The sequence below is a fragment of the Dyadobacter alkalitolerans DSM 23607 genome, from assembly GCF_000428845.1.
GTDB lineage: Bacteria > Bacteroidota > Bacteroidia > Cytophagales > Spirosomataceae > Dyadobacter > Dyadobacter alkalitolerans.
The window spans coordinates 119,061-131,226 of the sequence record NZ_AUAS01000003.1 but is presented as its reverse complement, the minus strand read 5'-3'; the positions used below and the strand labels follow the sequence as shown (position 1 = coordinate 131,226).

Annotated in this window: 7 protein-coding genes; 5 read left to right on the top strand and 2 right to left on the bottom strand. The window is 45.5% G+C overall.

Annotation, left to right across the window (positions count from 1 at the left end; genetic code table 11):
* Positions 1-30: 30 nt before the first annotated feature.
* Positions 31-1,725: a SusD/RagB family nutrient-binding outer membrane lipoprotein gene (locus tag G395_RS0106375; RefSeq protein WP_026629286.1), complete on the top strand. Its 1,695-nt coding sequence runs from the start codon at positions 31-33 to the stop codon at positions 1,723-1,725.
* A 179-nt stretch (positions 1,726-1,904) separates the two neighbouring features.
* Here the strand turns inward: G395_RS0106375 and G395_RS31005 are convergent, their stop codons facing one another.
* Together G395_RS31005 and argH are read right to left on the bottom strand one after the other, a co-directional pair.
* Entirely contained in the window at positions 1,905-2,444 is a 540-nt protein-coding gene (locus G395_RS31005) for a thioredoxin domain-containing protein (RefSeq protein WP_051350043.1), read from the bottom strand.
* A 12-nt stretch (positions 2,445-2,456) separates the two neighbouring features.
* Positions 2,457-3,797 carry an argininosuccinate lyase gene (argH, locus tag G395_RS0106365; protein WP_026629284.1) on the bottom strand — a complete coding sequence of 447 codons (1,341 nt, stop codon included), beginning with the start codon at positions 3,795-3,797 and terminating at the stop codon, positions 2,457-2,459.
* 160 nt (positions 3,798-3,957) lie between these two features.
* Between argH and tnpA the strand changes: the two genes are divergently transcribed.
* The 4 genes from tnpA to G395_RS28780 all read left to right on the top strand — a co-directional run bounded on the left by tnpA (position 3,958) and on the right by G395_RS28780 (position 12,136).
* The gene (gene tnpA / locus G395_RS28785; protein WP_051350042.1) at positions 3,958-4,419 is read left to right on the top strand and encodes an IS200/IS605 family transposase; all 462 of its coding nucleotides are present in this window, start codon (positions 3,958-3,960) and stop codon (positions 4,417-4,419) included.
* Between the two features lie 216 nt (positions 4,420-4,635).
* On the top strand, positions 4,636-5,808 hold the full coding sequence (locus G395_RS0106355) for an AIR synthase related protein (protein ID WP_026629283.1): 1,173 nt from the start codon (positions 4,636-4,638) through the stop codon (positions 5,806-5,808).
* Positions 5,809-5,958: 150 nt separating this feature from the next.
* A complete protein-coding gene (locus G395_RS0106350; RefSeq protein ID WP_026629282.1) occupies positions 5,959-7,671 on the top strand; it encodes a PQQ-dependent sugar dehydrogenase in 1,713 nt (570 codons plus the stop codon).
* A gap of 151 nt (positions 7,672-7,822) precedes the next feature.
* Positions 7,823-12,136 (top strand): FG-GAP-like repeat-containing protein, encoded by a 4,314-nt coding sequence (locus tag G395_RS28780; protein ID WP_169720014.1) that lies wholly within the window; start codon positions 7,823-7,825, stop codon positions 12,134-12,136.
* Positions 12,137-12,166: the final 30 nt, after the last annotated feature.

Genomic DNA, 12,166 nt, shown 5'->3' with positions numbered 1-12,166 from the left:
TATTACAGCCCATTCAAAATAAAATTTGTTATGAAATTTAGAAGTAGTAAAATATTCTTGTTAGCCGCCGTTGGATTTCTTTCCTCCTGCGAAAAGGAAGCATTTGTGGACATTAACAAAAACCCGGATGCACTTACTGAGATTCCGCCTCAGAACCAGTTTCTGAATGCAACCACTGGTATTCACGGACAGGATTTTGAAGCATTCTATGACCTATACCGTCGTATTATGCCCTGGATGCAGTACAACACACTGCTGAACGGAAACCAGGGATCGTTCACACTGAACTTCGACAACTTCGCCAACCGTTACGGAAGGCTTTACAATGGTGTTGGGGACAGATTGTACGATCTGGAACAACTTGTAGGTAAGCTGGAACCTGAGGAGCAGCCACGCTACGATCAGATGATCCAGATCGCACGCATCCTGAGAGCATACTATGCGTTTTATGTATCGGACATCTACGGAAGCATTCCGTATTCGGAAGCATTCCAGGGACGTTACGGCGGAACACTTCAACCTAAATATGACACGCAACCGGAATTGTTCGCTCGTCTGGACGGTGAGATCAAAGCTGCAGTTGCTGCATTGAAAGTTTCCCCTGCTGTTCCTCAATATTCTTTGGGAGCTTACGATCAGTATTACAAAGGCGACCCGCAAAAATGGATCAAAGCAGCGAATGCATTGCGTTTGAGAATGGCTATGCGTGTTCAAAAAGCGGATGCAGCAGCTGGAAACGCGATCATTACAGAAGTGTTGGCACAGCCTGCATCAGATATGATGGCTGGCAATGAAGATGCATGGATATTCATCGGAAATGCAACATTCACAGGTGACGCCGGCGGCGGGAACTGGAATACAGACGAGCTGAGAGCGCCTAAGCCGATGGTGGATTTTATGTGGGAAAAGCGCGATCCGCGTATTGACGCGTTCTTCACGCCAAACGAATATTCTCAGGCCAACATTAACCTATTGATTGCTGAGAAAAAACTTCCTGCCGGTACTAAAGAAGGAAGACGTTACGTGGGAAGCTTCACAAGCCCGGATGAAGCAAGGCAAACTGCGGTCGTTCAGCGTTATTACACGCCGAAGGTGATCAATTCCAACAAGGAAAATGTAGATACGTTGTCATTGATCCAGCCTCGCTTGTTCAGCACCGGAAAAGCGGACGCAGCCGGAAATGCAGGAACAGGACAATCTTATCTTCCTGTGATCACTTATGCGGAGTATTGCTTTATGCGTGCTGAAATTGCATTGAAAACAACAGGCGCAGCAGCGGCAAAAACATGGTACGAGGCAGGTGTAAAAAGCTCTTTGGAATGGTATAATCAAGTTGGTGTTAATGCAAAATTGACTGATTACACGCCAACAACACCAGCAGAAATCACTGCATATCTTGCACAGCCAGGCGTTGCGTTCGAAACAGCAAGAGCAATGGACCAGATTGCTAGCCAGAGCTATCTGAACTTCATGAAGCAGCCGCAGGAGGGATGGGCGCTTTACAAACGCACAGGTTTCCCTAACGAGAAATCCGTTGTGCCTTTGCCAAAACTGACTTATCTGAATGTTCCTTTGGTAGTGCCACGCCGTGCGCCAATTACATTGCCTTCACAGTCTGACCCTAACTACGCAAACAAAAAGGCAGCTTACGATGCAATGGCAGCCATGCCAGGCTTCGGTGACCTGACCAGCGCAGCTGGACGTGTTTGGTGGGATAAGCCTTGATTTTATATTTTTAGATTTAGTTATAATTGAAAAAGGAAGGCCGCCTGGCCTTCCTTTTTTTGTAAATGCTCATTTCAATTAATACTTAACAAAGTCGCAGCGCGACGCAACATTGGTAGCAAATAAAAAGGGTTGTGAAATGCAAATCCCGGAGGGATGGAACAACATCCCGTCCGTCATCAATCCAGCTTCATATTAATCAGGCAACCAATGGCCTGCGTCTTACTTTGCATGATCGGATTGTCATTCAATGTTGCTTCCAGTGCATTTCTGAGGTAAAACTCAGTCGCTTTCGGACGACTTTTCCCCAATGCATAAAACCAGTTATCAATCGCGCCCTGATAGACAACAAGGCCATTTGCATTGAGCAAAACCACTTCCGGCATCACGGTTGCTTTGTAACGCATTGCCTTCCGCATGCCAGGATCCGGAAAGCCAGAGAATGTTGCATTGTATTTTTTTAAAAATCCCTGAATGTCCCTTTCTGTAACGGTTTCCATCGGAAAGTAGGCTTCAAAGCTCACGCCTTTTGCACTATAATCAGCATAAATTTGCTTTATTTCCCTCATATACGCATTGGTAACCGGACATTCGGGATCCAGAAAGAGGATCACTTTTAATGGTCTTGCGGGTAATTTTTCACGAATGGGCCTTCCTTCGGTTTTATCAAAACAAACCAGCAGGCAAACCAGGATCAACACATTTATCTTTCGCCACATTCCTTCATTTTGTTAACCGTTCTGCAATAGCTTTTCCAATGCTGCGGTCACCTTATTGTAACCAAAAGCCGCGATCTCCTGCTTCATGCGCTGCTGGATTTCAGTCGTTTGCAGGTTGCCGATACTTCCTTCATGCGTGTGCTTCAGCTCGCGGGGCGGAATGTAACTTCCGTCACCGATCTCCGCCCCAACCTGTCGGTAAGCATCCCGGAAAGGCACACCATTGATCACGAGCTCATTCACACGTTCCACGCTGAAAAGCAAGTCATACTTAGCGTCATCCAACAGATTTTGCTTCACTTTCATATTTTCCAGCATGAATGCGGCAATGTCCAGGCAATCCAGGATTTCATCAAAAGCAGGCATTAAAATCTCTTTCAACAACTGCATATCCCGATGGTAACCCGACGGCAGATTGCTCAAAACCATCGTCACCTCCATCGGCAATGCTTTCATCCGGTTTGTTTTCGCACGAAGCAATTCCGCCACGTCCGGATTTTTTTTGTGCGGCATAATGCTGCTTCCGGTTGTAAGGTCGTCGGGCAACATGATAAAGCTGAAATTCTGGCTGTTATAAAGGCATACATCCATCGCTAACCTGGAAACTGTCGCGGCCAGTGAAGCGATCGCCGTTAATGCGGCCTGTTCCGTACGCCCCCGGCTCATTTGCGCATACACCACATTATGGTGCATGCCCTCGAAGCCGAGAAGTTCGGTCGTTAATGTTCGGTTCAAAGGAAATGAAGAGCCATATCCCGCCCCCGATCCCAGCGGATTGCGGTTAGCCAGGCGATAGGCAGCATTTAATTGAATAACATCATCTATCAACCCTTCCGCATAAGCGCCAAACCATAAGCCAAACGACGACGGCATGGCGATCTGCAAATGCGTATAGCCTGGCAAAAGGTCATTTTTATGCTCCTCCGAGCGGCTTACCAGCACATCAAAAAGCTTTTCCGTAGCCTGCACCACTTCAAACAAACGGGCACGCGTATACAACTTCATATCCACCAGCACCTGATCATTGCGCGAGCGTCCGCTATGGATTTTTTTGCCTGTGTCGCCCAGCTTGCGGGTTAATTGCAGTTCCACTTGTGAATGCACATCTTCCACGCCTTCTTCAATCAAAAATTCGCCTTGCTGAATCTGGGAATGGATTAATTTGAGTTCCTGCTCCAATGCTACAAGGTCATCGGAAGTCAAAAGCCCGATGGTTTCAAGCATTTTAGCATGCGCCAGATTGCCTAATACATCATATTCGGCCAGGTGCAGGTCCATTTCCCTGTCCCGACCAACGGTGAATTTTTCTATTTTTTCAGAAGTAACCGTATTTTCTTTTTGCCAGAGTTTCAAAATGTAAGGATGTATTTGAAATGAGAAAAGATCGGATTAAAGGGCAAATTTAAGATCAATTGAGGAGAAACCGTCATTTTAAAAATGACGGGTAAATTTTTTGGTGTGACCGAAATGTTAATGTTCCGTCTAATGGGTATTTATATTAACCAATATTTATATGAGTTGGACGAGAGTTTGGGTTCATATGGTTTTTGCAACCAAGTATAGACACCCGTTTTTAAATGATTCCATCAGATGGAAAGTTTTCGAGCATATGTACGAAAATGCCAGAGAGAAGGGGATTTTCCTTGATTCCGTGAATGGATGGACGGATCATGCTCATTGCTTAGTTGCGCTTGAAAGGGAGCAAACCATCAGCAAAGTGGCGCAATTGATTAAAGGAGAATCGTCTTTTTGGATCAATAAAAACAAATTGACCACCAGAAAATTCACATGGCAGGACGATTATTGGGCGGTTAGCGTAAGCGAAAGGCATGTTGAAATTGTAAGAAATTACATCAGAAAACAAGAATCGCATCATCGAACCAAATCATTCAAGCAAGAAAATGACCGATTTATGAAGAAATACGGATGGGAACCAACCAATCCCAAATCCCCCAACCGCCCCAATAGCCGTTAGCCGTTCACTTAAGTGAACGGAAAGCGTTTGAATTTTCGAAATCGTTTGAATTTTCGAAATCGTTTGAATTTTTCGAAATCGTTTGAATTTTTCGAAATTGTTTGGAATTGAATGGAAATCGTTTGAATTATTTGAAATCGTTTGGAAATAGAACGGAAAATGATTCGGGAGGGGCTTTTTTCCTATTTTTGTGCGAAATAAATAAATTACGCTCAAATGAAAAATACCGACCGTTATCTGCAACGCGGTGTCTCGGCTTCCAAAGAAGATGTACATAAGGCCATTGAAAAGATAGATAAGGGGCTTTTTCCAAAAGCTTTTTGCAAAATTGTACCGGACACATTGGCGGGCGATCCCGAATATTGCACCATTATGCATGCCGATGGCGCCGGTACGAAAACTTCGCTGGCTTACCTCTATTGGAAGGAAACGGGAGATATTTCGGTTTGGAAAGGTATTGCGCAGGATGCGATTGTGATGAATACGGACGATCTTTTGTGCGTAGGCGCAACGGGCCCAATGCTGTATTCTTCCACCATTGACCGCAATAAAAACCGCATCCCTGGCGAGGTGATCGCTGAGGTGATCAATGGTGCTGAGGAAGTTCTGGAAATGCTGCGCAGCTATGGCGTTGAGATTTACAGCACCGGCGGAGAAACCGCTGACGTAGGTGATCTGGTAAGAACTGTTACGGTTAACAGCACGGTTATTGCGCGAATGAAGCGTTCGGAAGTAGTTGACAATGCCAACATTGTCGCTGGTGATGTAATTGTTGGGCTGGCATCCTGCGGACAAGCAACTTATGAGGAAGTTTATAATGGTGGAATGGGCAGTAACGGACTTACTTCTGCACGCCATGATGTTTTAGGTAAATATCTCGCGGAAAAATATCCGGAAAGCTTTGACCCGGAAGTAAATGCAGACCTGATTTACAGCGGAACCAAAAAATTGACCGATCCTGTTGCAGGTACGCCATTGAATGTAGGGCAACTTGTGCTCTCACCTACAAGGACTTACGCGCCGGTCGCCAAAGCATTGCTAGACGAAATGCGTACGAAGATCCATGGCATGGTGCACTGCAGTGGCGGCGCTCAGACAAAAATTCTACATTTTGTTGATAACCTTCACATTATCAAGGATGACCTGCTTCCGGTCCCGCCGTTGTTTCATATGATCCAGAAAGAAAGCGGAACCGACTGGCAGGAAATGTATAAAGTGTTCAATATGGGCCATAGGCTTGAAATTTACCTGTCCCGGGAACACGCAGAACGGGTTATTGAAATCTCAAAATCATTCGGGATTGATGCGCAGATCGTAGGCAGGGTTGAAGCTTCGGATACCAAAAAACTGACAATTAAAAGCGAATTCGGTGAATTCTATTATAATTAGCATTTACCAAGCATTTAAATATGAAGGCCGCCTGATTTAAATGTCAGGCGGCTTTTTGTTTTCAGGGATTTTCAGGCAAAGACAGGCATGAATGTTGTAGTAAAATTGCGATCAATTTTGTAGAAATATTACTTAAATCCTGCGGATTATATGAAGAACTTCAACTTGAAATCCTTTCTGAAACTATGTCTTGTGGCTCCGGGGATACTCCTGAGCATGAATAGCACATTCGCACAAACTCCGGAGATCGGCATTGATACGGAAACGCCTGTTATCACCGGGCTTACCGCTGCAATGCAGCTGGTGCACGCTGATGACAACTCCAACCGCATTTTCATCGCCGAACGCGCCGGCACCATTAAAGTACTAGCACCCGTTGCCGGTGCGACGCCTGCTGTCTTTTTAAATATGAACCAGAATGGTCAGGTTGTGCGTACGGGCGGTGAGGATGGTTTGCTAAGCATTGCTTTTCATCCAAACTTTGAAACCAACGGATACTTTTATACTTATTATTCCGACACTCAGGGTGATCTGGTGGTGGCCCGGTACACGGCTGCCAGCCCGGCCAGCAATAATGCGGTTAACCCCAACACCAGGCTGGAAGTCCTGAAAATCCCGCATCCAACCAACGCAAACCACAATGGAGGAGAAATGCATTTTGGTCAGGACGGGTTTCTGTATTTATCAGTCGGCGATGGCGGCGGCGGCAACGATCCGAATCAGAATGCTAAAAATCCAAACGTTTTGCTGGGTAAAATTCTACGAATGGATGTAAATGTGCCCGATACTCATCCTGTAAAATACGCGGTCCCAACCAGTAATCCCTATGGCAATGCGGTTTATGCATTGGGTTTACGAAATCCATATCGATGGAGCTTCGACAGGCTCACCGGTGATGCGTGGATAGGCGATGTGGGACAAGGAGCCAGGGAAGAAATTAATCATAGAACGCCGGTTCAGCTTGCAAATGCAAATTTCGGGTGGCGTTGTTTTGAGGGCGACATTGCAACGCCCGGGGTCGACAGGACTGGTTGTGATACCGGCGGTCCTTATGTAGCACCTGCGTATGTCTATGTCAATGGTGAAAGAGGGCAATCTGTTATCGGGGGTGTGGTTTACAGAGGATCACTTTACCCGCAGATGTATGGCTGGTACATCGGAACCGATTATTTTTCCGGCGATATCCACAAAATTTCCGCGAACGAAAACACCAAAACATACCAGACTTCAACGGTAATCAACATCACAGATATCGGCGAAGATCAGCGCGGCGAAATTTATGCAGTAACCGGCAGCGCGGTTTACCGGATTTTCTCAGGAACAGCGTTGCCTGTTACATTAGTCGATTTCACAGGAATGCGTGGCAATGAAGGCGTAAAATTATCCTGGTCAACATCCAGCGAAACAAATTTCAGAGATTTTGAGATAGAGCAAAGCTATAATGCAGCGCATTTTGAAAAAGTGGGAACAGTAAGCGGAGAAAATGCTATTTCCGGCTCTCAATATGCATTCTCTCACAATGTCAATTTCAATGGAAATCTGTATTACCGGCTAAAAATGGTCGATAAGGATGATAGTTTTAAATATTCCAAAATCATTGTCGTAAACACGGAAGACGATTTGCCAGCCAGTTTCGTAAGGCCCTCGCTTATAAGCAACGCCACAATCGACATGATCCTGAGCGATTCCTTCGATAAAATGGAGCTGGTCAGCACCAATGGAAAGATCTTCATGTCTCAGGAAATCACCGGCAAAATCGGCCCGTTCAGCATTCCCATTCAAGCTACAAGCACCGGCATTTACATAGTGAGGCTTATAGGGAGGGATAAGGTCTTGCAGCAGAAGGTGTTGGTTTTGCGATAAATGCAATATTGTTTTACCACTAAAAAACCAGCCTCCGCCGGTTATTCAATGTAATGTTAAAAGCGCGAAGCGAATCCTAAAATTGTGACAAACTCAGGTCGTCGGGCCAGGGTGGAGAACAGATTTGCTAACACTTTTAATGTCAGGCGGAATGAAGAAAAATTACTTGGGCGGCACCTTGATGCTGTTACTGATTGCTTGCGGCGCTACACTGCAATATACATTTACAAAGGAAGATCTGATTGAAAAATCAACATTGCTGAAAAAGCATTTCAGTAATGTTGATTTACAAAATAGGAAACTTCCTGAAACCGGAACTGTTCCTGAAAGCACGCTGGCGACCATTTACAGCAGCATTGCAGCCAGGGAATATAATGTTACCAAAGACCCTGCAACGGGCATTCCGCAAAGTCCTAACAGGAAGCAAAACTTGCGGGCATATTTTAAACCGGGAACATTTACTGTTAAAAACCGTGTCGATTCAGCTGGTCTTAACTTCCATTTGACACTGAAAACCGAGGGCGTTTACGCAGATAATAAAAAGCTGCCCGTCTCGAAAAGCGACACCGCAACCATTATTTCCGAAAATAAGATCCAGTTAAAACAAGGCAGCTTGACCGAAGAATACATCAATAGCGAAGCTGGTATAAGGCAGAACTTCATCATTCAAAATGCTCCCGCAGGCACAAAGCAACTGGAAGTAAGAATGATGGCGGAAGGGTTGACAGTGAAGGATTTGCATAACAATAAACTGGCGTTTTATTCTGGAAAAGTGGACGCGGTCGATAAGCTCACGTATGACGGACTAAAATGCTGGGACGCCAACGGAAAGAACCTGCCCGCGAAACTATCCTACAAAGAAGGGTTTGTACAAATAGCCGTAAACACCTCATCCGCAGCATTCCCAATAACCATTGACCCGATCGTTAGCTATGGCAATCCGGGTAATGCGAATGTGCAATTGGCTGGAAAGCAGCAAGGGGCACAGGTGGGGGAATCCGTTGCCAGTGCAGGGGATGTAAATGGCGACGGATATAGTGATGTAATAGTTGGTGCACCGCTTTTTGACTCTGGTAAGAATGACCAGGGTGCGTTCTTTATTTATTTTGGTTCCTCAACAGGGCTTAATCCGAATGGTATCTTATGTACGGGTGATAATAAAGTTGGCGATGCTTACTTCGCACGATCGCTTTCAGGCGCAGGGGATGTGAACGGAGATGGATTTAGCGACGTAATTGCTGGTTCTTATGCTTATGCAAATGGCGAGACAGATGAGGGGGCTGCATATATTTTCTACGGTTCGGCAGCGGGCTTAAACCTTACAGGCGTCAAGATTGAATCAAATCTGCCAACTGCTGAATTCGGTAAATCGGTTGCTAGTGCCGGGGACATCAATGGGGATGGTTTTAGTGACGTGCTCGTAGGAGCGCCAGGGTATAGTAATGGTCAGGATGATGAGGGTGGAGTGTTCATATATATGGGATCACAAGCAGGGATTTCAACAACCCCGGCAACCACTCTCGAATCCAATCAGGGCATTTCGTATTATGGATCGTCGGTCGCCAGCGCAGGTGACGTGAATGGTGACGGGTTTAGTGATATTGCCATTGGAGCGTATATGTATGATAACCTGTTTGCAACAGACAACGGCGCTGTTTTTATTTATTCAGGTGCACCGTCCGGGGTTCAGACGACCCCGTCGATGACACTTTTGGGTACGCAAGATGGCTCACAATTCGGATACGCCGTCAGTAGCGCAGGTGATTTGAATGGTGATGGTTACAGCGATATAATTGTAGGGTCTCCGAACTACACGGATGGGCAAAATGGTGAAGGAGCGATAAGCATATATCTGGCTTCTGACGAAGGCCTGGGCATCCAGAATCAAGCAAAAGCGATCATTAAAGGAGTCTGGGCGGGTGCAGCATTCGGCAAGTCCGTTGCTTGTGCCGGGGATGTAAATGGCGATGGATTCAGCGATGTAATTGTCGGTGAGCCGTATAGAGACAATGGTGCCAGTTTGCAGGAAGGTGGAGCACACGTTTATTTTGGTTCCATCGATGGAAATTTACAAACAAAATCATTTATTACAAGTGGACAGGCCGCATCGGAGTTGGGAACCTCGGTAGCCAGCGCAGGCGACGTAAATGGAGATGGTTTCAGCGACATCATTGTGGGCGCGCCATATTATGATAAAACTGCTTCCGATGATGGAGTTGCTTTGGTGTTTCATGGCTCAGCTGCGAGTGTAGAAATGAATTTTAGTGTGCAAGTGATGACGAACCAAGCTGGTGCAGAGTTGGGATATTCAGTTTCAGGCGCGGGCGATGTGAATGGAGATGGTTACGACGACATCGTTATTGGGGCTCCATTTTACGACAATGGTGCAAATAATGAAGGTGTTGCTTTTGTGTATTTATCAGATGACAATGGTGTAAATTTGAGTGCAAGTCTATTAATATCAAGAGGGCAAGCGCTGGCAAATTTTGGCTATTCCGTGGGTAGTGCTGGTGACGTGAATGGCGATGGTTATGATGATGTGGTTATAGGGGCGCCAAAGTACGATTTGCAAGGTCACACCGACTCCGGTGCTGGCTTTATCTACTATGGATCTATTCAGGGAATTGCTGCTGCACCCACGCCTTATGTTTTTCTTGCCAAAGCCAACGCGCATGCAGGTATGGCAGTAAGTGGGGCCGGAGATCTGAATGCAGATGGTTATGATGATGTTATTGTTGGTGTCCCATCATATTCTGATGGTGTAATTGTGGATAGGGGTGCTGTAATCATTTCCTATGGCTCGCAATCAGGAATAAAAAGCGGAGACGGGCCACTGTTAAAAGGTTACCAGTCAAGTGGCGCGTTTGGCAGCGCTTTGGCCTCAGCTGGCGACATTAATGGAGATGGTTACGACGACGTTGTTATTGGGTCTCATAAATTTAACAACAATCCGAATACTCAAAATGAGGGAGCGGCATTTGTCTACTATGGTGGTTTATATGGTCTTGGAACAACGGGTGATATATTAGATTTGAACAAATCCAAAGCATTGACTGGATGGTCTGTTTCCAGTGCGGGTGATATAAATGGAGATGGTTTTGATGATGTGATTGTCGGAGCTAGAAATTACAGCAATGTTGAAATTGATGAAGGTGCTGTCGGGATCTTCTATGGATCACAAAGCGGAGTTGAAGTACTCACACCAACTATAATTGAGAGCAATGAAACTGATGCCTTAATGGGAACTTCTGTTTGTTCAGCAGATGTAAATGGGGACGGTTATTCGGATATTGTTGTTGGAGCAAGTTCATATACATTTAGTCAGGGTAATGAAGGCGTTGTACTCGTGTACCATGGATCTGAAAATGGGATTGTTGCAGATGCAGTAGCGATGATTAAAGGCAATCAGACTAATGCTCAAATGGGCCATGCTGTCTCATCTGCTGGCGATGTAAATGGTGATGGTTTCGAAGATGTCATTGCAGGTGCGAACAAGTTTTCGGGAACAACGGGCCGCGCATTTATCTATCACGGCAATGGTGACGGCTTAAGTGTAAATAATGATCGTGCAATTCGGGGGAGCCTTAACCTATACAACAGCGACCTGACCACTAATCTCAATAAGGACAATCTCGGGATAGACGATTTTGGAATAGGGGTGTATGCGAAATCATTTCTTGGACGAAATAAAGGGAAGTTGGTCTGGGAAATTATCGGGCAGGGAGAGAGTTTTTCACATGCCAGCCCGATCACGAACAGCACACAGTTCACTGGTCAGGGGAATTTAACGGATTTGCAAGCAACAGCAACAGAGCTTAAAAGTCTGGTGACCAAAACAGCCTTTTTGAATAAAGTAAGAGCACGTGTCAAATTCAGTCCGGTGCTGGCCATTACCGGTCAGGTGTATGGGCCATGGCGATATGGGAGTTCTTCCATTCTTGCAGACCCGAGCGTTTTGCCTGTTGAGTTAATCCGGTTTGATGCGAAAGTTGTTGAAAAGCAGGTTGATTTAACGTGGGAGACGGCAACTGAGGTGAATAGCGATTACTTTGAGCTGCAACGTAGCGAAGATGGTAAAAAATGGGAGCAAATAGGAATGGTCTATTCCGCTGGTGACAGCAAGAAACCGAATACATATAGCTTCGTGGATTTCAAGCCTCAGATTGGTTTAAACTACTATCGTTTGAAAATGGTGGACCGGGACAAAACCTTTGCGTACAGCTCGATCAAAGCAGTTACATTGGAAGGAAAAGAGACAAGTTTATTTCCTAATCCGGTGTCGAACACATTGAACATTGATTCAGAAGTGCCTAATACAGAAATTGTAATCTTCGATGTTTCAGGAAAACAGATTCTATCTCAGAAGAATGAGAAGGGCATCAAAAGCGTTGATGTGAGTCGCTTGATTCCGGGCGGCTATCTGATCAAGCTTGGGAATAAATCCTTTCACATGATTAAAAAATAAAAGCAGCGTTTACAATGTTGATCCCGGCTC

What these genes read in the sequence shown, in the direction of transcription:
- tnpA (WP_051350042.1), top strand. Translation starts at nt 3,958, where the DNA reads ATGAGTTGGACGAGAGTTTGGGTTCATATGGTTTTTGCAACCAAGTAT.
- G395_RS0106355 (WP_026629283.1), top strand. Translation starts at nt 4,636, where the DNA reads ATGAAAAATACCGACCGTTATCTGCAACGCGGTGTCTCGGCTTCCAAA.
- G395_RS0106350 (WP_026629282.1), top strand. Translation starts at nt 5,959, where the DNA reads ATGAAGAACTTCAACTTGAAATCCTTTCTGAAACTATGTCTTGTGGCT.
- G395_RS31005 (WP_051350043.1), bottom strand. Translation starts at nt 2,444, where the DNA reads ATGTGGCGAAAGATAAATGTGTTGATCCTGGTTTGCCTGCTGGTTTGT.
- G395_RS28780 (WP_169720014.1), top strand. Translation starts at nt 7,823, where the DNA reads ATGAAGAAAAATTACTTGGGCGGCACCTTGATGCTGTTACTGATTGCT.
- G395_RS0106375 (WP_026629286.1), top strand. Translation starts at nt 31, where the DNA reads ATGAAATTTAGAAGTAGTAAAATATTCTTGTTAGCCGCCGTTGGATTT.